At 38.7% G+C, this 22,707-nt stretch carries 14 protein-coding genes; 5 read left to right on the top strand and 9 right to left on the bottom strand.

Annotated elements, in window-relative coordinates:
* Positions 1 to 138: 138 nt before the first annotated feature.
* The 4 genes from AQF98_RS15630 to AQF98_RS15615 all read right to left on the bottom strand — a co-directional run bounded on the left by AQF98_RS15630 (position 139) and on the right by AQF98_RS15615 (position 6,935).
* Positions 139 to 876, bottom strand: a complete 738-nt coding sequence (locus tag AQF98_RS15630; RefSeq protein ID WP_055132889.1) for a head GIN domain-containing protein — start codon at positions 874 to 876, stop codon at positions 139 to 141.
* Positions 877 to 1,526: 650 nt separating this feature from the next.
* Positions 1,527 to 3,185: a M1 family metallopeptidase gene (locus AQF98_RS15625; RefSeq protein ID WP_055132888.1), complete on the bottom strand. Its 1,659-nt coding sequence runs from the start codon at positions 3,183 to 3,185 to the stop codon at positions 1,527 to 1,529.
* Between the two features lie 4 nt (positions 3,186 to 3,189).
* Entirely contained in the window at positions 3,190 to 5,061 is a 1,872-nt protein-coding gene (locus AQF98_RS15620) for a CocE/NonD family hydrolase (RefSeq protein ID WP_055132887.1), read from the bottom strand.
* Complete coding sequence (locus tag AQF98_RS15615; protein WP_055132886.1) at positions 5,061 to 6,935, bottom strand: CocE/NonD family hydrolase; 1,875 nt, start codon at positions 6,933 to 6,935, stop codon at positions 5,061 to 5,063. Before AQF98_RS15615 ends, AQF98_RS15620 begins: the two co-directional genes overlap by 1 nt.
* Before the next feature lie 584 nt (positions 6,936 to 7,519).
* Here AQF98_RS15615 and lpdA point away from each other — a divergent pair.
* A complete protein-coding gene (gene lpdA, locus AQF98_RS15610; RefSeq protein WP_055132885.1) occupies positions 7,520 to 8,926 on the top strand; it encodes a dihydrolipoyl dehydrogenase in 1,407 nt (468 codons plus the stop codon).
* Between the two features lie 167 nt (positions 8,927 to 9,093).
* Entirely contained in the window at positions 9,094 to 10,278 is a 1,185-nt protein-coding gene (locus tag AQF98_RS15605; protein WP_082435110.1) for a serine hydrolase, read from the top strand.
* A gap of 229 nt (positions 10,279 to 10,507) precedes the next feature.
* Here the strand turns inward: AQF98_RS15605 and AQF98_RS15600 are convergent, their stop codons facing one another.
* Complete coding sequence (locus AQF98_RS15600) at positions 10,508 to 11,257, bottom strand: DeoR/GlpR family DNA-binding transcription regulator (RefSeq protein ID WP_055132883.1); 750 nt, start codon at positions 11,255 to 11,257, stop codon at positions 10,508 to 10,510.
* Between the two features lie 114 nt (positions 11,258 to 11,371).
* Between AQF98_RS15600 and AQF98_RS15595 the strand changes: the two genes are divergently transcribed.
* The 3 genes from AQF98_RS15595 to AQF98_RS15585 all read left to right on the top strand — a co-directional run bounded on the left by AQF98_RS15595 (position 11,372) and on the right by AQF98_RS15585 (position 15,855).
* Positions 11,372 to 12,544: an MFS transporter gene (locus tag AQF98_RS15595; RefSeq protein WP_055132882.1), complete on the top strand. Its 1,173-nt coding sequence runs from the start codon at positions 11,372 to 11,374 to the stop codon at positions 12,542 to 12,544.
* A gap of 364 nt (positions 12,545 to 12,908) precedes the next feature.
* Entirely contained in the window at positions 12,909 to 14,438 is a 1,530-nt protein-coding gene (locus AQF98_RS15590) for a choice-of-anchor I family protein (protein WP_055132881.1), read from the top strand.
* 226 nt (positions 14,439 to 14,664) lie between these two features.
* Positions 14,665 to 15,855 carry an MFS transporter gene (locus AQF98_RS15585; protein WP_055132880.1) on the top strand — a complete coding sequence of 397 codons (1,191 nt, stop codon included), beginning with the start codon at positions 14,665 to 14,667 and terminating at the stop codon, positions 15,853 to 15,855.
* A 133-nt stretch (positions 15,856 to 15,988) separates the two neighbouring features.
* Here AQF98_RS15585 and AQF98_RS15580 read toward each other — a convergent pair whose 3' ends face one another.
* From AQF98_RS15580 to AQF98_RS15565, 4 genes are all read right to left on the bottom strand, one after another.
* Positions 15,989 to 19,453: an efflux RND transporter permease subunit gene (locus AQF98_RS15580; RefSeq protein ID WP_055132879.1), complete on the bottom strand. Its 3,465-nt coding sequence runs from the start codon at positions 19,451 to 19,453 to the stop codon at positions 15,989 to 15,991.
* A gap of 102 nt (positions 19,454 to 19,555) precedes the next feature.
* Positions 19,556 to 20,641: an efflux RND transporter periplasmic adaptor subunit gene (locus AQF98_RS15575; protein ID WP_055132878.1), complete on the bottom strand. Its 1,086-nt coding sequence runs from the start codon at positions 20,639 to 20,641 to the stop codon at positions 19,556 to 19,558.
* Positions 20,642 to 20,662: 21 nt separating this feature from the next.
* Entirely contained in the window at positions 20,663 to 22,000 is a 1,338-nt protein-coding gene (locus AQF98_RS15570) for a TolC family protein (protein WP_055132877.1), read from the bottom strand.
* The gene (locus tag AQF98_RS15565) at positions 21,997 to 22,626 is read right to left on the bottom strand and encodes a TetR/AcrR family transcriptional regulator (RefSeq protein ID WP_055132876.1); all 630 of its coding nucleotides are present in this window, start codon (positions 22,624 to 22,626) and stop codon (positions 21,997 to 21,999) included. The genes AQF98_RS15570 and AQF98_RS15565 overlap by 4 nt, the downstream gene beginning before the upstream one ends.
* Positions 22,627 to 22,707: the final 81 nt, after the last annotated feature.

Genomic DNA, 22,707 nt, shown 5'->3' with positions numbered 1-22,707 from the left:
CAAATCTCAATTCATCATAAGTCTGGATTGCAAATCCAGACCAACATGCAAATCCAGACCAACATGGTGTAGTCAATAAACAAAAAAGCTTCCCAATACCATTGAGAAGCTTAGCTTTTGTGTGTGTGTTAAAAGCGTTTATATTTTTCTTACTCTTCCAGAGCCTGATACTCTTTTTTCTACTTTAGGGTCACCGCTATAGTTGATACTACCTGATCCGCTGATTACTGCATCAATATTGTCTTGAGCCACTATTGTAACACTACCTGATCCACTGATTACCGTGCTTAAACGACTTACCGAAAATCCTTTTCTGGTAAATGCACCCGATCCGCTAATGGTAATGGTAGCATCGTCTGCTCCACCACTAATGTTCAGGTTGCCCGATCCACTGATCACGCCAGTATAATTAGCGATATCTGCATTTGCAGTAATGCTACCTGATCCACTTAAAGTGGTTGTTAGCGTATTTTCTTTAATTTTTCCATTAACAGATAGATTGCCAGATCCACTCATGGTTAAGCTTTTAATGGTTTTGGCCGAAACGTAGGCTGTGATTTTTTTATTGTCGTATTTTCTCGACCAGCTTTTCCAACTATTTTCTGGTCTAATCACTAAGATATTGCCTTTTACTTCAACAACTAAGGTGGAGATTGCATCAGCATCGCCTTCAAATCTCAAACCTTCGGTACTACCTAAGGTAATTACTACATTGATAGGCCCGCCAGCTGCTACGCCATTAAAGTTTTTAACGTCTCTTTCTTGTTTTTTAGATTTAGAGAAGGAAACCGAAACTGGATAGCTAGCCAAAACTGGCTCGAGGCTTAAGCTAAGCAATACTACACTAAGGCTTAAAGAGATAAATAATTTTTTCATTTTGGTTTATTTTTATGGTTGCTCTAGAGTCCTAACACTCCAGATTAATGGTCTTTTCTTATTAGACGCTCTCTATTTTGAAAACGTTGCATGGGAAGGGAAAATTTGTTTGTTAGTTCAATAGTATAAAGTAGTAAGTACAAAGTATAAAGATATAATAGTTCATTTGTCATTGGTTCATTAGTATAAAGTAGTTAGTACTAAGTATAAAGACAGAATTGTTCATTGGTTCAATCGTTCATTAGTTAATTGGCTTACTGAAAACTAATAATTGTCACATTGAGCCTGTCGAAATGTTTTACCAAGAGGTCTTCGACAGGCTCAGACTGACATACTTTTTATCATTGGTTCATTTGCCATTAGTTTATTAGTAAAAAGTACCTAGTACTAAGTATAAAGACACAATAGTTCATTCATCATTGGTTCATTAGTATAAAGACTTAGCAAAGCATCCAAATTTTGTGAATACACATAGCAAAATTCACATTTTGTGAACAAAGCCCACTTATAACCTACAACTTTAAACTTTCCACTTTGAACTCTAACTCTCTATTCCCTATTTCCCATTCTCTATTCCCTAGATTTACAAAAGAAAATGCCCAATTGCTAAAGATTAACAATTGGGCATGGATATAATTGAATAAGGTTTGTTATTCGGCTTTTTTAATGTTGATATAAAAGTTTGGATCGGCTTTAAAATTGTCCACGTTAATAGAAGCATCTACTTTAATGGTTTTCCAATCGTTGCTTGGTTTAATGAGGCTGTATGCATTTGCCTTAAGCGTAACTTTAACAGGCATGTCAAATCCCGTTACGTCGGTAACCCAGCGGTAAGATAACGTACCATTGGCAATTTTATATTCCAGTACCGGTATTTTGATGTAACGTAGGTATTGGTCAAAAATTTTGTTGAGTTTTAATCCACTTTGTTTGGCAATATAGTTCTCTATTTCTGCGGTGGTAACGGTTTTGTGGTAAAAGGTTTTGTTAATGCCTCTTAGTATGGCTCTAAATTTTTCATCGTTGTTAATCAACTGGCGAATGGTGTGGATCAGGTTAGCGCCTTTCGGGTACATATCTGGGCTGCCCTCTTCGTTTACATTGTAGGGGCCAATAATCGGAGTTTGGTTGCCAATGCCTTTTCTTAAGCCAATTACATATTCTTCGCCGGCTTTTTTGCCTTGAGTAGATTCGGTAAACAAAGCTTCAGAGTAGGTGGTAAAACCTTCGTGCACCCACATGTCGGCAATGTCTTTGGTAGTTACATTATTGGCAAACCACTCGTGGCCACTTTCGTGTACGGTAATAAAATCCCATTTTAAGCCATGTCCTGTCTTAGACATATCGCGACCTAAGTAGCCTTTTTTAAATTCGTTGCCATAAGCTACTGCACTTTGGTGTTCCATGCCCAAATGTGGTGCCTGTACCAGTTTATAGCCATCTTTGTACCAAGGGTAGGGGCCAAACCAATATTCGAACGATTTTAGCATTGGTTTTACATCAGCATCCCAATGTGGGCGAGCTTTGGCACTGTCTTCTCTTAACGCCCAATAATCAATACTTAATGGCCCGTTTTCGCCATTGTAACTATCTGTCCAATGGGCATATTTACCAATATAGAAGGTTACATTATAGTTGTTAATAGGATTGGCCACAAACCAATTGTGCTGGCGGTAACCATTTGGTTTATTTACTATACTGCGTAAGCGGCCATTAGAAACTTCATCCAGATCTTTAGGTATTGAGATACTGATCAACATGCTGTCTACTTCATCACTTTGGTGGTCTTTGGTTGGCCACCACACACTGGCACCCAAACCTTGGCAGGCTACCGATACAAATGGATTGCCTGCTTTGTCTTTTTTGAAAATAAAACCGCCATCCCAAGGTGGGTTGCGTGCTACTTTAGGATTTCCGTTATAGAAAACTGTAAAACGATCTTTACTGCCTTTTTTAATGATTTTTGGGAAGGTTACAAATACAGCCCCAAATTCTCGGGTAAAGGGAAGCTCGGCTCCTTTGTAAACTACCTTTTCAATTTTTAAGTTTTCGAAAAGATCGAATTGTAGTTTGGTAAAATCTTGGGTTGCGGTAAAGGCAAATTCATTACTGCCACTTACCGATTTATTGTCGATGTCTATCTTCACATCTAAATGGTAATAATTAATGTCGTAACAAGTACGAAGGGGAGTTAACATCCCTCTTAGGCTATCAGCTCTGCTATGGCTCTTTTCGGGGCCCAAAAGTTGGGCTTTTGTACCGTAGCTCAATAAGCATAAAGCGAGTATGGCGAAACTTAATTTTTTCATGGGGTTATGGCTTTAGTACGTTTACGGTAATAAACGAACTATTAAAGGTGTCGTGATATATTTTATGGGTTGCTTTTTGAAAATCTTTCGGCTCTGCCTGATAAATGTCCATAAACTTTTGCGGGTTTCTATCGGCCAATGGAAACCAGGTATTTTGGATCTGGATCATGATACGGTGTCCTTTTTTAAAGGTATGTGCCACATCTGGCAGGGCATAGTTTACTTTGGTAATGGCATTGGGTACAAAAGCTTCTGGTTTTTCGAAACTGTTGCGGTACTTGCCACGCATAATTTCGCCACGTACCAACATTTGGTAACCACCCATCATTAAATTTTTAGGGTTAGGGCTAGGATTTGGTGCATCTTCTGGATAAACGTCGATCAGTTTTACCACATAATCGGCGTCGGTACCAGTGGTAGCTACTACCAAATTGGCCAAAACAGGTCCTGTTAAGGTAATGTCTTCTGTTAAGACATCAGTTTGATAGGTTTTTACATCTGGTCTTCGGGCTGCAAAACGTTGGTCGTCTATCATGTACTCCCGGGTTCTTCTGGCCTGTACCCCATCTTGGTAGGGAACGGGGTTTGCGGGGTCGCTTACATATTCATCCCAACTATCTGTACGGCCAACTTTGGTAAAGGCCAGTTTGCCATTGGGCTGTAGGTACAGGTTTTTACTTTCGGTTTCTGCAGGAGGCCAAGCATTAAATCTTTTCCATTGGTTGCTGCCCGTTACAAAAATATTGGCTTCGGCAGGATTGAAGTTGCCTTCGCCCTTAAGGTAGAATTTAAAGAAAGGCAGCTCGAGGTTTTCTTGGTAATAGGTACTTGTTGGTTGTCCAAATTGGATATCGCCAAAACTGCTGCCTGTACTGCGTACCCAACCACCATGAAACCAAGGGCCAGCTACCAGAATATTGTTGGCACCAGGATTTTGTTTCTCAATGGCCTTGTAGGTAGCAAAAGTTCCATAGGCATCTTCGGCATCGAAGAAACCGCCCACCACCATCACTGCAGGCTTCACATTGGTTAAATGTGGGGTAATTAATCTGGCTCTCCAGAAAGTGTCTAGGTTAGGATGTTTGAACAGGTTGTTCCAGAATTTGATACTGTCTGCAAAATATTTGTCTTTTAGGTTTTTAACCGATCCGGCCTCTAAATAAAAGCGGTAATTGTCTTGAATAGGGAAAACAAAACCTTTAGGACCTTTATCTGGGGTAATCGGTTTAGGACGTGGTACACCAAAATTGCTCATGAAACTAAAGGCATCCATTAAAAATAGGCTTCCATTGTGATGAAAGTCATCACCCAAAAACCAATCGGTTACAGGTGCCTGTGGCGAAACCGCTTTTAAGGCTGGGTGCGCATTGGGTAACGAAGTGGTAGAATAAAAGCCTGGGTAAGAAATACCAGAGATACCCGCCTTGCCATTGTTATTCTGGATGTTTTTAACCAACCAATCAATCGTATCGTAAGTGTCGGTACTTTCGTCGATGTCTTTTTTTCCTTTTTTAGTAGTCTGTGGCCTAATGTCTTCAAACTCGCCTTCACTCATCCATCGGCCACGAACGTCTTGATATACAAAGATGAATCCTTCTCGCATCAGCCCCGGAAAACTGCCCAAGCTAAGTTTGTATTTGTCTTCGCCGTAAGGTGATACCGTGTAAGGAGTACGGTTAATTAAAAAGGGATATTTTTTACTCTGGTCTTTGGGTATATAAATGGCTGTAAATAGTTTTACGCCATCTCGCATGGGAATTTGTCTTTCTATTTTGGTATAGTTGTTTCTCACGTAAGCCGAATCGGTTACTTGAGCAGTAGCTGTCATGGTAAATGAGATCAGGGCAGTGAATAGGGTTAATTTTAGGCTTTTCATTATTTGATAATGTCTACTTCAATAAAACTATCGTTAAATATGGTTTGGGTGGCTTTGATATAGTCTGCTGCTGCCGCTTTGTATGGGTTAGGTACAAATTTCTGTGGGTTACGGGCAAACAAAGGGAAAGCGGTGCTTTGTACCTGAATCATAATACGGTGTCCTTTTTTAAAGGTGTGCAACACATCTTGCAAGCGGAAGTTAACGTCTGTTTTTTTACCAGCAACCAAGGCTTCTGGTTTTTCGAAACTGTTACGGAAACGGGCAGGCATAATTTCTGAACGTACCATTTGCCAATAATTGCTCAAGGTAATGTTCTTGTTGGGCATGTAGGCATTGTTTGGTTCGTCTGCCGGATAAACATCAATCAGTTTTACAAAGAAATCGGCATCGGTGCCTGTAGTAGCTATTTTTAAATGCGACATAATTTCGCCACCCAAGGTAATGTCTTCTGTTAAAACATCAGTTTGGAATACCAAAACATCTGGCCTGCGACCTGCAAAACGCTGGTCTTCGCTCATGTAGTTGTGTGGGGTAAAACCTGTAGTGGTAGTAATATCTTCTGTATAAGGTACTGGTTTTAAAGGATCGCTAAGGTAAGTAGTAGAACCGGCAGCTTTTGGTGCCGTCATGCTCAACTTGCCATTGGCACCTAAATATAATTTCTGCTTGGTTGCATTTGCTGCTGGCCATTTGCTAAAAGTATTCCATTTTTTTAGACCGGTATCATACATATAGGCTTCTGGTAGGCCTGTGTTTTTATCGCCATTGCCTTTTAAAAAGTGGCTAAAGAATTTAGATTCGATCTCTTTTTGGTAGAAAGTAGCAATGCTATCGCCAAAATACACGTTGCTGTGCATGGTATGGCCTGCTTCACTAGACCATCGGCCATGCCCAAATGGACCCATTACAATGGTGTTATAGGCATTTGGATTTTTCTTTTCGATGGTTTTATAAATGTTAAGCGGACCTGATAAATCTTCGGCATCAAACCAACCACCAACGGTCATCACTGCTGGTTTTATATCGGCAGTATAATGTTTCAATAAGCCACGTTTTTGCCAAAACTCATCATAGTTGGGATGGTTTACGGTCTCTTGCCAAAAGAAATTGTCTTTGTAGTATTTATCGGCATAGCTTAATGGGCCAAGGTCTAAACCAAACTGGTAACCATCTCTGGTACCTGTTTTAACCATTTGGTTGTTGTACCATGCTGTAGTAGTGGTGTCTTTTTTCTGTACCCCAAATACAGGGAAGGTAAAGAAATAGCCTTGTAAAAAGGCTCCGTTATGATGGAAATCATCGAAAAAGAAATCAGATATTGGGGCTTGTGGCGATGAGGCTTTTAGCGCAGGGTGGTTGCTCAAAATACCAGCTGCGGTATAAAAACCAGGGTACGAAATGCCCCATTGGCCTACATTGCCATTGTTGTTGGCTACATTCTTGATCAGCCAATCTATCGTGTCGTAAGTATCAGAACCTTCATCCACATCTGTTTTGCTTTTTTTGCTGGCTATTACCGGGGTCATGTTGGTAAAGGTACCTTCACTTTTATACCTACCACGTACATCTTGGTAAACGAAGATATAACCCTCTTTCATCATGGTAGCCGATGGACCTAACTTGCCAGGGTATTTGTCTATACCGTATGGAGCAATGCTATAGCAGGTACGCTGCATCATCATTGGGTATTTTTTTTGTGCCGAAGCATTTTTTGGTGTGTAGATAGAAGTAAAGAGTTTTACCCCATCTCGCATGGTAATGTAGGTGTCGGTTTTGGTGTAATTGTCTTTGATATAGGTGTTTTGGGCCTTCAGGTTGGTAACGAAAAATACAAAACTGAGGAGTAACAGGGTAGATTTTAAGCGGTTCATATTTAATAGGGTAGGTTAATTGTATAAATATATGTAAAATGGTTTTGTTGTATAAATTATTTGAAGATAGGTATCAAGATTGTGATGGTTTTTTGGGGAATAGTAAATAGGGAATAGATATGTAAGAGGTAAGATGGAAAATGGATTGAAAGTTAAAAGTTGTACATTTTAAGTTATAAGTTGTGTTGTTCACAAAATGTGAAGTTTGTTAGGCGTATTCACAAAATTGGGATGTCTCGCTAAATCTTTATACTGGATAGGCTATACAAATGAACTATTGAACTAATGACGAATGAACTCTTGTGTCTTTATACTTTATATTTAGTACTTTTTACTAATGAACTAATGACGAATGAACTATTATGTCTTTATACTTAATACTTGGTACTTTTTACTAATGAACAATTGAACCAATGAACTACTGTGTCTTTATACTTAATACTTGGTACTTTTTACTAATGAACCAATGAACAACTATGTCTTTATACTTAGTACTTAGTACTTTTTACACATTACTTTTTGCCAATCACCTTTACTAGAATAAAACTAATGTGTAACTTAGCCACATCAAAATTTTTTAGGTTATGCAATACGATGTAGTTGTTATAGGCTCGGGCCCGGGCGGTTATGTAGGTGCCATTCGCTGTGCACAGTTAGGTTTAAAAACAGCAGTAGTAGAAAAATATAAAACTTATGGAGGTACCTGCTTAAATGTAGGTTGTATTCCTTCTAAAGCTTTATTAGATTCTTCTGAGCATTATCACAATGCGGCGCACAGTTTTACTACACACGGTATTAACCTAAAAGATTTAAAGGTTGATATGAAACAGATGATTGCCCGCAAAGATGATGTAGTGGCGCAAAACACTGCTGGTATCACTTATTTATTTAAGAAAAACAAGATCGATGCCTTTGAAGGTGTAGGTTCTTTTGTTGATAAAAACACCATTTTGGTAACTAAGGCCGATGGTACTACCGAAACACTTTCGGCAAAAAATGTAATTATTGCTACAGGTTCTAAACCTACAGCGCTACCTTTTTTACCGATCGATAAAAAACGCATCATTACTTCTACCGAAGCTTTAAATATTAAAGAAGTGCCAAAAACCATGGTGGTAATTGGTGGTGGGGTAATTGGCCTAGAGCTTGGTTCAGTATATGCTCGTTTGGGTACCAAAGTAACTGTTGTTGAGTTTATGCCTGCAATTATTGGCACCATGGATGCTGGTTTAGGTAAAGAATTGCAGCGTGTGTTAAAGAAATCTTTAGGCATGGAATTCTTAATGGGCCATAAAGTTACTGGCGCTAGTGTTAAAGGTAAAACAGTTACCGTTACTGCCGATAACGCCAAAGGTGAACCAGTTAAAGTAGAAGCCGATTACTGTATTGTTGCCGTAGGTAGAACTGCTTATAGCGAAGGTTTAGGCTTAGATAAAATTGGCATTACCTTAGAAGAGAGAGGTAAAAAAATTCCAGTAAACGAGCACTTAGAAACTTCTGTTAAAGGTGTATATGCCATTGGTGATGTAATTACCGGAGCCATGTTGGCGCACAAAGCTGAAGATGAAGGAATTTATGTGGCCGAAACCATTGCAGGACAGAAACCACACATCAATTATAATCTAATTCCTGGTGTAGTTTACACTTGGCCAGAGGTTGCTTCTGTAGGTTATACCGAAGAGCAATTGAAAGAAAAAGGCACCAAATACAAAGCAGGTTCTTTCCCTTTTAAAGCAAGCGGAAGAGCTAAAGCGAGTATGGATACCGATGGTTTTGTAAAGGTATTGGCTGATGAAGCTACCGATGAAATTTTAGGCGTACACATGATTGGTCCACGTGCTGCTGATATGATTGCAGAAGCTGTTGTGGCTATGGAGTTCCGTGCTTCGGCTGAGGATATTGCAAGAATCTGTCATGCGCACCCAACTTATACAGAAGCTTTAAAGGAAGCGGCTATGGCAGCAACCGAAAATAGAGCGATCCATATTTAAGTTTTCAGTTGACAATTTCCAGTTGACAGTTCTCAATTGAGTAACGGATAAAGAAAATAAAAATCCTGCGGTAAGTACCGTGGGATTTTTTATGTAAAGGATAGATGAACAAGATGTAATTATTTGACTAGGTTAACAATGGCTATGGTAAGTTTTGTATTTTAGCAATGATGAGGATAAGTTTTTTATTACTTGCTGTTTTACTTTTTTTGGCTGCATGTGTGCCCTTAAGGGCTGTTAAATATCTAATTCCAGATTTGGGCGATAGTGCCAAATTTGAAAATGTAACTATTGAAAAATCGGTTACACCTTTTCATTTTAAGTACAATTACCCAAACCCAACCTATGCCTCTTTAAAAACACAGCTAGATACCTCGTTGAAAAACTCCAAAACCAATGTGTTTTTGGTTATTAAAAACGATAGTATTATTTATCAATACCTTTCTGAAGGCACAACATTGAAAGCCAGGCAACCTAGCTTTTCGATGTCTAAATCATTTGTGGGTACTTTAGTGGGCATTGCCATAGACAAAGGCGCCATTCAATCGACCAACGAGTTAGTGATTAAATACCTGCCAGAACTGGCAAAAAATGATGAGCGTTTTAACCGTTTAACCATCCAACAGGTATTGGATATGCGAAGTGGTTTTCGTTTTACAGAAAGATCTTTTAATCCTTTTTCGAAAATTACAAGAAGCTATTATGGCGCCGACCTGAAAAAGATGGTAGGGAAGTTGACAATGAAACATGAACCCGGAAAGGTTTTCGAATACCAGAGTATCAATACCCAAGTATTGGCCTTTATATTGGAAAAAGCTACCGGAAAACCTTTACAATGGTTAATGCAAGAGTGGCTTTGGAAACCTTTAGGTGCAGAAAGTGATGCATTATGGAGCTTAGATGATGAAGACCACATTAAAGCCTTTTGCTGTTTGAATGCTACGGCACTTGATTTTGCCAAAATTGGTCGACTTTATCTGAAAGATGGCAATTGGGAAGGTAAACAGCTCGTTTCTAAAAAATGGGTGACCGCTACCTCCAATCCAGATACGCTAACCAAATACAGGTACAAAAATCAATTTTGGGCCACCAGAGATTTTAGATATTTTAAAGATTCGCTAAGTGCAGTTAACCAATTGCAGAAGGATGGATTGAACTATCCGGTAGAAAGAAGTCCAGATGGTAGATATTTTTATGCCAATAAAGTTTACGATTATAAGGCGCAAGGAATGTTTCACCAATCGGTTTATATCAATCCACAAAACAAAGTAATTGTTGTGCGTTTGGGCGATAGACAAAAGAAACTGAACTTCCATGGTTTTATCCAGCAGATTGGTAGGTCTATTCGTTGATGGTAAGCTGGAATCTTGCCGTTGGCGAGGACGCTAACAGAAGCTTATGGAAGGAAGTTGAAAGTTAAAGGTTGAAAGTCTGGAATCAGAAAGGTTAGTTAGATAAAGGATAAACAGATAGCCTTGATATTTCAATGATGCTTTTGTTGGCATCTCCGCCAACAATAATAAGGTGTAGGTTTATGCTGTCTGTTGGCGTCCTCGCCAACGAGATTTAACTTTTATTAGGTTAAACTAGTTCAATACCCAGGTTACGGAAGTCATCTAATCGGATATCGTTACTAGGTAGATCTGTAATCAGCACGTTGATCTGTTCAATATCGCAAACCCTAAAGTGAAAGGTGCTGTTTAATTTTTCAACATTACTAATAGCTATTGTTTTCATGGCATTAACCAACATGGCACGTTTAATTTCTCCTTCTTCGCTAACACCAGCAGTAATGCCCTCAGACGCGTCTATAGCACAGGTACCCATAAAATAAACGTCGGCCATATAACTGTTTACCTCTCTATAAGTTTGGATCCCAAAATTGGTTTTCATGTCTTTATGGTAGGCGCCTCCCAATACTGTAACCTCTATATTTTTGTGGTGTGCTAGAATAGGCAATAAAGCCATGTTATTGGTAACCACTTTAAAGGAAGCATCGATAGGGAAACGTGCGGCAATGGCACAAATAGTTGTTCCTCCATCCATAAATATGGTTTGCCCCTTTTTTACAAATTGTTGTGCTTTAATGGCAATGACGTCTTTTGCAGCCGAGTAATGCTTTGATCGGTCTTGAAAGCTTAAAGGATTGTTGCTACGGATAACTGCACCACCACTTACCTTAGAGAGTAGGCCATTTTTATACAACATCGCAATATCTCGCCTTATGGTATCTTCAGAAATACCTATTTCTTTAGCGAGCGATTTGTAATCGACACGTTTTTTTGTGTTCAATTGGTTTAAGATGTAGTCGAACCTTTCTTCCTTTTGCATAGCCTATATTGTATAGTTTTTTTCAATTAAACTGTTTGCCAAGCAGTACTCATTGCTTAACAATTGCAAATATATGCAAATTTGCATATATTTGCAATTGTTAATATAGAAATAATGAATTCGAATAGTGTAAAACGTGCTGCTGTTGCAACAAGGGCTATCTTTTTGGTATGTGGTTTGGGTATAGCAAGTTGGGCACCTATGGTGCCGTTGGTAAAGGAAAGGCTGGGGATTAATGATGCCAGTTTAGGTCTTTTATTGCTCTTTTTAGGTGGAGGTGCGATTAGCATGATGCCTATTAGTGGCATATTGGGACATAAGTATGGAAGTAGAATTCTAATATTGGCAGCTTCATTGGTATTAGCGCTAATGCTGCCTTTATTGCTGTTATTTTCTTCTGTTTTGCTAATGGGAGTGGCCTTGTTTATTTTCGGGGCTGCGGTTGGTACTTTAGATGTAGCCATGAACTCGCATGCGGTACAAGTACAGAACAAGCATGGTAAACACATCATGTCGGCTATGCATGGCTTGTTTAGTGTGGGTGGTTTATTGGGTTCATTAGGTTTAGGTTTTTTAATTAAATTAGGTTTACAGCCTATGTATGCAGCAGTTAGTATCGCTTTACTAATTGTTGTGATTGTATGCAGTATGTATAGTTCACTGTTTACACTTTCTGTTGAAAAAGAAATCGCGAATAATGAACAAGAAACTGAGGAACTTATTGTTAAACCAGTAGGCAAATTTTTATGGCTACATGCCAGTGTGCTGTCTGTGGGGGCAATGTGTTTTGCTGCTTTTTTAGCAGAGGGTTCAATATTGGATTGGAGTGCTGTATTTTTGAAAGAAAATAGAGGCGTTGAAGAAGCATTTGCAGGAATGGGTTATGCTGCATTTTCGTTGGCCATGGCTACCATGCGTTTATTAGGCGATGGTTTGATCCATCGATTAAATGCCAAAAAAATAGTAGTAGGTGGTGGACTTATTGCTGCTTTTGGTCTGTTTTTGGCGGTAATAGTTCCAAACACTTTGGTTTCGCTACTGGGCTTTGTGCTTTTGGGTATTGGTGCGGCTAACATTGTGCCTGTATTTTTTACCGAGGCCGGAAAGTTAAAACAGGTGCCTGCTGCTATTGCTATCCCGGCCATTACTACCATTGGTTATGCCGGACAATTGGCCGGACCGGCTTTGTTAGGTGTAATTGCACATCATTTCTCTTTGCCTATTGCCTTAGGCTTTAGTGGGTTTTTATTAATGTTGGTAGCTATTGTTTATTGGAGAAGGAGGTAGGGAGTTTAAAGTTAAAGGTTGAAAGTTTAAAGTCTGGAATTTGCTAATTACTATTGGCGGGGACGCCAACAGGAGCTTATCGTATGGAGTTGAAAGTTAAAGGTTGAAAGTTTAGAGTCTGGAATTTGCTAGCCACTATTGGTGGGGACGCCAATAGGAGCTTATTGAGGGAAGTTGAAAGTTAAAGGTTGAAAGTCTGGAATCAGAAAGTTTAGTTAGATAAAGGATAAACAAACGGTCTTGATACTTGACACTCCAATCTTGATACTAAAAAAGATGTTATATTTAATACAATGATAATCCTGAGTAAACATTGTTGAGGGGTTCGTGAAATATTTTTGCGGTTAGATAAACAGATAACAAGATGACCGTAAAAACAAAATTATTGACGGGATTGGTGATTTTTTCGCTAGCCCTGAGTGCCTGTAAAAAGAACACTCAAATTGAACCTGAGGTTGAAATTAAAGAAGATGTAGCAACTTTTAAACAGGCTGCCATGATCGATTTGGGTGGCGTTGCTGCCGCAGAAATTTCTGCCTATGACCCTTTGACCAAAAAACTATTTGTAGTCAATAACGAAACTACATCGAGAGTTGATGTAATTGACCTGAGCAATTTCCCAACGGTAACTAAAGTTAAAAGCATTGAATTTGCTGGCCAAGGTTGGGCAAATAGTGTAGCGGTATCAAATGGATTATTAGCGGTAGCTGTAGAGGCTGCAGTAAAACAAGATAATGGTAGCATTTATGTATTTAAAACGTCTACTTACGAAGAAGTTAAAAAAGTAACAGTTGGAGCCTTGCCAGATATGGTAACTTTTAGTCCAGATGGCAACTATATCATGTCGGCCAACGAGGGCGAGCCTAACGCCAGTTATACCGTTGATCCAGTAGGTTCTATTTCTATTATTGATGTTAAAAACAATTATGCTGTTAAAACATTGAACTTTGCAGGTTTCGAAGGCAATCAAACCACTTTAATGGCTGGTGGATTTAGAATTTTCGGTGGTCCAGAAGGCAGTAAATCTAGCTTTGCCCAAGATATTGAGCCAGAATATATTACCATTAGTGCTGATTCTAAAAAAGCTTACGTTACCCTGCAAGAAAATAATGGCGTAGCAGAGGTTGATATTGTTGCTGGTGTAATTACCAAAGTAATGCCTTTGGGTACACGTGATATCAGTTTAGCAGAAAATGCATTTGATGTAACAGAAGATGGTAAATACGAAGCAAAAACTTGGCCACTTAAAGCCTATTACCTGCCAGATGCCATTTCTCATTTTACTGTAAATGGAACAGGTTATTTTGCCTTGGCCAATGAAGGCGATACCCGTGAGTACGATGGCTATAAAGAAGAAACTACGGTTAAAAAAGTGAAATTAGATCCTGTTAAGTTTCCTAATGCTGCCACTTTACAGTTAGATGCCAATATGGGCAAGTTGGTGATTACCGAAGCCTCTGGTAAAAACAAGGATGGTTTTTATGAAGAATTATATGCAGTAGGTGGCAGAAGCATGAGCATTCACAATGCCGCTACTGGTGCTGTGGTTGCACATATTGGAAAAGATTTAGAGCAACATGTTGCAGCCGATCTTAATAATAAATACGATGATAAACGTTCGCCTAAAAAAGGAGTAGAAGTTGAAAGCGTTACGGTAGCAGAGATCAATGGAAAAACCATTGCCTTTATTGGAATGGAACGTGCTGATGCTATTGCAGTTTATGATATCAGCATACCAAATGCACCTAAATTTATACAAGTTTTTGAAACAGGAGATGCACCAGAGGGTTTACTATTTGTGAAAGCTAAAGATAGCCCGAATGGAAGAAGTTTGTTAATTGTAGCCAGCGAAGAAGATGGAACAATGAGATTTTATCAGCCTAATAAATTGTAGGTATCAAAACTTTAACATAATAGAAAGCCAGTAATTGATTACTGGCTTTTTTGTTGGAATTATCCTCCGACAGGCTCAGGCTGACACTCCATTTGGTTGGATGATCAGCTTTCTTTATTAGGGGGAAGTGCTAATAATTATATCCAGATGATAAACAGGGCTTTCTTTTGCCAATAGATTTGAAGACCTTTGTGCTTCCGCATTTTTCATTCTCCTTACACCAATTATGTCCGAAATTATTGAAGCTCCGGCTATAGCAAATCCGTTTTTAAACCATCCTTATAGTAGAAAAAGAGTAAGGCTGGCCGTTTCTTTATTTTATTTTGGGCAAGGGGTTTGTTTTGCTTCATGGGCTAGTCGTATTCCAGATCTAAAAGCTAGCATGCAACTTTCTGATGCGGCTTTGGGTAGTGTTTTATTGGCCTTGCCATTGGGGCAATTGTTAACCATGCCCATTTCTGGCAGATTGACCACCATTTTTGGGAGCAGAAAGATGTTAACTATTGGTGCGCCACTTTATGCACTGGCTTTAACTATTTTAGGCTTGGCCACAGCAGGATGGCAGTTGGCACTTTTTTTATTCTTGTTTGGAGTAACGGGTAATATCTGCAATATTGCATTGAATACGCAAGGTGTGGCCGGCGAAAGTTATTATGGCAAACCAATTATGACTTCTTTTCATGGCGCATGGAGTGTAGGTGGTTTTTCTGGTGCGCTGATAGGCTTGTTAATGGTCAACCTTCATCTTTCGCCCTATGTGCATTTTTGTATCGTTGCAGCTTTGGCATGGTTACATATTGGTATCAATTATCGGTATTTATTGGGCTGGCAAAAACCAAAGGAAACAGAGAAACCGAAATTGTTTACCAAACCTCAAGGCGTATTGATACAGTTGGGTATTATTGGTTTTTGTAGCATGGCCACAGAAGGTGCCATGTTCGATTGGAGTGGAGTATATTTTAAGGAAATTGTAAAAGCGCCTCAGGCCTTGGTCATTTTAGGTTATACCTCTTTTATGATCATGATGGCTACCGGTAGATTTTTGGGAGATAAGGTGATTGCCCGTTATGGTAGAAAAAGATTGCTTCAGGTTAGTGGGATCATCATTTCTAGTGGGATGTTTATTTCTGTTATTTTCCCTTTTCTAGTGCCTGCAACGCTTGGTTTTATGTTGGTGGGCATTGGGGTATCTGGTATTGTGCCGATGGTATATAGCATAGCAGGGAGCAATACCAAGGTTTCGCCGGGCATTGCTTTGGCCATGGTTTCGGGGGTGAGTTATTTTGGCTTTTTAATGGGGCCGCCTTTAATCGGTTATATTTCTGCATTGTCTAGCCTGCGTTATTCTTATGCTGTAATTGGTTGTTTCGGCTTATTGATTTCTGTAATTGTGGCTAAGATTAGTGCGATTAGGTAGGGGCGGGGAATAGGGAATGGGGAATAGGAAGTAGTAAATAGGGAATGGGAAATAGGGAATAGAGTGGATGGATGTTAAATAAAAAAGCCCTTTAACTTTTGAGGTTAAAGGGCTTTTTTAATGTTTATTTTATTTAGTGATTTGTTGAACCTTCACTAGCGGTATCATCAGCTACTGCTGTAGGAGCGGCTTGTAAAGTTGGTTTTTTCTTGAACCATCCTTTAATGGCTCTTGAATTTTTATCCATTACAATGTACATACATGGTACCAAGATTAAGGTTAGGAAAGTAGCAAAACTTAAACCGAAAATCATGGTCCATGATAGTGGTCCCCAGAAGGCTACATTATCTCCACCAAAGTACAAGTGTGGGTTCAATTCTGTAAATAACTTCACAAAATCGATGTTTAAACCTACAGCCAATGGAATTAGACCTAACATGGTTGCAGTTGCGGTTAACAATACCGGTGTCATACGGGTACGGCCAGCCTCAATTACCGCATCTTTAACGGTAGAACCTTGGCTAATCAAGAGTTCAGTAAACTCTACCAACAAAATTCCGTTTCTTACCACAATACCAACAAGGGCTACAATACCCAACATCGACATCATTACAGAGAATGGCATATTGAATAAGATACAGCCACCCAGTACACCAATTAAACTGAACAATACCTCAACCAAAATAATAATTGGTTTACTGATCGAGTTAAACTGCGTTACCAAAATGATCAAGATCAATCCAATTGCGGTTAAGAAAGCCATACCTAAAAAGCCCATGGTTTCTGCTTGTTCTTCTTGGTCTCCGGCCATTTTAATCTCTACACCATTTGGTGTTTTAAACTGGTTAACTTCTTGTGTAACGTTAGCTACTACCTGATTTGGGTTGGCATCGCTCAATACGTTTGAAGAAAGGATAATGATTCGTTTTTGCTGTTTACGTTTAATACCGCCATAGGTATTTACATATTGGATATTGACAAAAGAAGAGATTGGAACTTGCCTAATCTGACCACCCATAGCCATATCACGATAGGTCATTTTCAAATTACGAAGCACTTCCAAATTGTTCTTCTGGTCGTCTTTTGCACGTACGTTAATCTCGTAATCTTCTTTTTCATCTCTGAATTTAGAAATTTCACGACCATAAAGCGCTGCACGAAGATCGTTGGCAATTTGCCCAGAGTAAATACCTTCTCTGTTTGCTCTTTCTCTATCAATATCGAAAACTACTTCTGGTTTGTTGTTCTGGAAATCTGATTTCAATTCTTCAACACCAGCAATCTTTTTGCCCACTAGGTATTTTTTTAACCTTTCAGAGGTATGCACAATCGAATCGAGGTTATCGCCAGTAATTTCAATACTGATTGGTTTAGCTGTTGGCGGCCCGCCTTGTTCTTGTGCTACAGAAATTTCTGCACCGGGTACACCCTTTACGGCTTCTCTAATCTTATCTAGGTATTGAGCTGTGTTTACGCCGTTTCTTTTGCCAAATTCTACAAAAGCAACCGTAACTTTTCCCTTGTTAGGGTATTCGCCCTGATCTTCATCCTGTGGATCGGTAACGCCTTTGGTTACGTTAGAGATAATTGAGGTAACTACCGGATCTATCTTGCCATTTTTAGAAAGTACATTGGTTACTTTTTGCTCTACTTTTCTAACCACCTCGTTGGTGTAAGCTTGATCTGTACCTACTGGCAAGCCAACATATACATACACAAAGTTAGGATCTGCCGAAGGGAAAAAGATTACTTTTTGCCTACCAGACATTACCAAGGCGAAGAAAATGAAAAGGGTAGCAAAGAAAAGCCCGAAAGTACCCCAAATCAATTTTTTGGGATGTTCTACCGCCCAATGTAAAACTTTAACATACCTGTTTTGGAAACCAGGCCAGATTTTGTTCTGGAATGTTTTCACGGCATTGGTTAAGAAGAAATGGTTAACAAGGTAAAGAATTGCAATAAATATAACGAAATTACCCAAACCAAAATTAACCAGATAGCCCAATAAGGCTAAAACGGCAAAGATGATCATTCTCTTTCTTACCGCTTTATCAAAATGTGGTTTCTTGTTGGCCGAATGGTCATCGTGGGTCATAAAATCGACCGCAAAAACAGGGTTGATGATATAGGCCACAATTAACGAGGCAAATAAAGTTACAATTAAGGTTAATGGTAAAAAGTACATGAACTTACCAATAATACCTGGCCAGAACAATAAGGGGAAGAATGGAGCCAAAGTGGTTAAGGTACCTGAAAATACGGGTACAAATACTTCACCCGCCGCCATTTTAGCCGCTTTTACAATGGGTACTTTCCCATTATCAAAAATACGGTGCGTGTTCTCGATTACCACAATGGCATCATCTACCACAATACCCAAACCTAAAAGGAAGGAGAAGAGTACAATCATGTTCATGGTAAAACTGAAGCCCATAATACCACCTAGTAAAGGCATCATTAAGAAAGCAATGAACATAGATAGGGGAACCGAAAGTGCTACGAAAAGTGCATTGGTTACCCCCATAAAGAACATGAGGATAATGGTTACCAAAATAAAACCAATAATAATGGTATTGATCAAATCGTGTAGGGTTACACGGGTCTGGTCAGATTGATCGCCAGTAATTTTAATGTCTAAAGCTTTAGGCAACGACTTTTCCTTCATTTCTTTAATGATCTGATTGATCTTGTCTGAAGCCTCAATTAAGTTTTGTCCCGAACGTTTTTTAATATTCAGCGTAATTACGTTTTTACCATATAAACGGGCATAACTGGTCTGTTCTTTAAATGCATCTTTAACTTCGGCAATGTCTCTTAAATAAACAGCTGCACCAGTTGGCGTTTTGATCACCAAATTGGCAATTTGTTCAGCATTTGTGAATTCTTTTTTAACGTTTAGGGTACGGCGGAGGCCATCCATTTTAACGGTACCACCAGATCCGCTTACGTTTTCGTAACCTACCGCATTTTGGATATCGCCAAAAGAAATTTGTGCTGCAGCCATTTTGTTCATGTCTACAGTAATCTGCATTTCTGGATCTAGTGCCCCTACAATGTCAACACCCGAAATTTCTGGCAAAGCTTCAATCCTGTCTTGGATATCATCTGCATATTCTTTCAGTTTTTTCAGGTCAAAATCGCCAGAGATATTCAGGTACATGATCGGAAGATCAGACAGGTTGATATCTTGCACCGTCGGATCTTTTGGAAGATCGCTTGGTAAATCTTGTTTGGCCTTATCTACCGCATCTTTTACACGTTGTTTGGCATCTTTGATGTCTACATTTGTGCCAAATTCGGCAGTAATGATTGAAAAATCTTGGTAGGAGTTAGAGGTAACTTTCTTTAGTCCCTGTGTTCCTTTGATCTGTTTTTCCAATTGTTTGGTTACCAGGGTCTCCATGTTTTCTGGAGAGGTTCCAGGGTATATTGTTTGCACGAAAATTTTCGGGATAATTACCTCCGGAAAGTTTTCTTTTGGAGTAGAATTATAGGCAAACAAACCTGCTACCGTAATCATTATGGTAATGATATAAATGGCGGTTTTATTATCTATAGCCCAACTCGAGGGCTTAAACTCTTTGTTAACGTCTTTCATTTGATTTGAGATATGAGTATTAAGATGTGAGACCTGAGATGTGAGCCTTGAGTATCATACTCTTTAAAGACACATTCAATGGCCCGCCTTTCTTTACCTTGATTAATATTTAACTGTATCACCCTCATTCAGATCTTCTATTCCCGAAACCACAATCTTGTCGCCAGCACTTAGACCTGATAAAACTTCTGATCTGCCATCAATGGTTCTGCCCACTTTAATTGGACTACGTTTTGCTTTTCCATTAACAACGGTAATTACATATTGGCCATTTTCGGCATTTTGAATGGCATTTACCGGAATGGTAATGGCATTTGGGTTTTTATAGTCTACCACTTTTAAAACCACAATCATGTTTGCACGGTATTTGGCATTTGAAGGCAATTTGATTTCGATATCGAAACTACGTGAAGCCTGATCAATTACTCTTGAAGCAAAAGAAACCTTGGTTTTTAAGCTGTCTGGAATATCTGGGAAGATCACTTGTACATCATCGCCCTGACCAACTCTACCTAAATAAGACTCGGCAACTTGTGCTTTTGCTTTTAAGGTATTGGCATTTACAATTCTGATAGAAGACATACCAGGAGATACTGCCTGACCTACCTTCAAGTCCATTTGTTCGATAGTTCCACTAATTGGCGCTTTGATTTTATACATGGCCAACTGCGAATTTAAAACTGCCATTTGGCGTTCTAAGCCTTCTTTTGCTGATTTTGCATTTACAAATTGTACTTCAGTTCCAATTTTTTGGTCCCAAAGGTTTTTCTGGCGATTGTATAAATTAACAGCCAAGTCGATCTGAGTTTGCAATTGGGCTATGCTTTGGCGTAAAACATTATCGTCTATCTGGGCCAATACTTGTCCCTTGCTTACATTTTGACCAATAGCTGCAGAAACCGAAGTAACTACACCTTGTGCTTCTGGGTTAACCTGTACATTTTGCTCTGCATCTACTCTACCTTGAATTTCAACATAGTTGTTAAATGGAGCAGTTTTTACATCGTAAACAGTTACGTCTTTGGTAGCTGAAGAGTCTTTAGTGCCAACTTCTGCTTCTAGTGTCGCAATTTTGCCATCGAGTTCGGCACGTTGTTTTTTTAGATCGGCTAATTCAGTCTTTTTATCTTTTGGCTGCGAACATGCAGCTAAAAATGCAATTGCTGAAATGAATAATAATTTCTTCATTGTATTGTGTTTTTGTAAGGTTTAATAAATTATGTTTCCTAGTGCTTTATCCAGATTTACTTTGTTGATCAGCATATCATATAAAGCGTTGATGTAGTTGTTTTGCGATTCTTTAAGTGAAGTTTCTGCTGTGGTTACTTCTAAACTAGAGCCCACACCTTGTTCGTATTTGATTTTGCTTACCCTTAAAATCTCTTTGGCCAGCTCCATATTTCTTTTTTGGTTATCGAGCGATCGTTGACCGTTTAAATAAGTGGTTTGTGCCTGAGAAATTTCTAGGTTAATGGCATTCTGCAAATCGTAAAGCTGGTTTTGGGTTTTTAGTGCCGTTAGTTTCGCATTGCGCAACTGATAGATTTTTTGTCCACCAGAAATTAATGGAATGGATAACCTCAATCCGATAACCGTACTTGGAAAACGTTTGCTGTACAAATCGCTAAACTTATCATTTTGGAAATTTGCAGATGTGCTACCAAAAGCAGATAATGAAGGTAAGAATAAGCTTTTATAACGTTTCACGTCTAAATCGTTCAGTTTCTTTTGGGTTTGCATTAACGAGTACTCAATTCTTTTACTGTAGGCGCCAGAATCGCTAACAATTACGCTTTTATCCAAATTAACACTGCCAATTTTATCAGTTAGGGTTAACATGCTGCTTACGCTCATGCCCATTTGGAATTTAAGCAAGTTTACATTTAAAGCTAAAAGTCTAATTACGTTTTCTTTTTCGGTAAGCAAGTTGTTTTTGAGTACATTTAAACGGTCTACATCGATTTTTTCTGCAAAACCATTTTTGAATAGTGCATCGGCATCACTGAGCGATTTGGTTAAACTAGCCAAGTTGGCATCAATTAAGGATAACTGTTCTGTGCTTACCAATACTGAATAATAAGCTTTACTTACGGCCACCGCAGTTTCGATACGGGTGCGACTTGTACTTTTAACAGAAAGCTCTTTGTAGGTTTTAGAAGCTTGTAAGCCTACTAGATACGAGCCATCAAATAAAAGTTGGTTAACATCTAAACCAACTGATGAATTGTATTTTACACCAAATTTAACGGGTACAAAAGTGCCTGGTGCATTGAAAAACTCACCGGGTAATAAACTTGTGGCTACTTTAAGAAAGTCTTGAAAGTTGGCACTGGCACTTACCTGTGGTAATCCGATTCCAATAGTTTGTTTAACTGTATTTTTAGCAATCTGCTCGTCTATTTGAGCATTGAGAATGCTAACCTGATGTTTTTGTGCATAAGAAATAGCCTCTTGTAAGCTAAAACTTGCCACAGTGTCTTTAGTTTGTGCCTTAGAGGGTAGGGCCCAGCTCAAACAAAAGAGGAAGATGTAAAGTTGATGTTTCATAAAGGTTGTTGTGCTTGCGTAGATTTTTGTTGGTATTGATTAATTTGTTCTGTTCCTTTTTGGTTGCAGATACCGTGAAGGAAATGCTCGGTTAATTCTATCATAACTTGAGCAATGGTATATTTATTGGTGGTATAGTGATCGTGCTGATTAAAAATAATGTCAACTTGGGCCAAACGCATTTGGGTAAGGATATCTATGTTAATTTCTTTTCTATAAAAACCCTCTTTAATTCCACGTTCTAAATTCTCGGAAATAACTTTGCCTAATTTCTTTTCCCTAAAATTTTTAAAGTACAACCAAGCTTTGGGATGATATTTTTGGAGGTCGTAAAAAAGTTTTGGATTCATTCCTGTTAACAATTCGTGCATATTACCAATGGCAAAAAAGATTTCTTCAACGGCATCTTGTGCATTTTTTGCACTGAAATCCATGTTGCAGTCTTGCGTGGTGAGTTTGTCTTTGATCAAAATATTTACCAGCTCATCTTTATCTTTAAAATGCTGATAGATAGTCTTTTTAGACATGCCTAAATGTTTAGCAATATCATCCATGGTTACACTTTTAAAACCATATTGGCAAAAAAGTTTATCCGATTCTTGAATTATATAGTCTTTTACTTCCAATCTAAATTCCCCTTAAAATTTATCTATCAAAACTATGGAAACTTTTTTTAATCTAAAAGTTTCCGTCACTTTTCTGTTAAA

It is taken from the genome of Pedobacter sp. Hv1, from assembly GCF_001412215.1.
In the GTDB taxonomy this organism is placed as follows: Bacteria; Bacteroidota; Bacteroidia; order Sphingobacteriales; family Sphingobacteriaceae; genus Pedobacter.
This window is presented reverse-complemented; position numbering and strand designations above follow the sequence as displayed.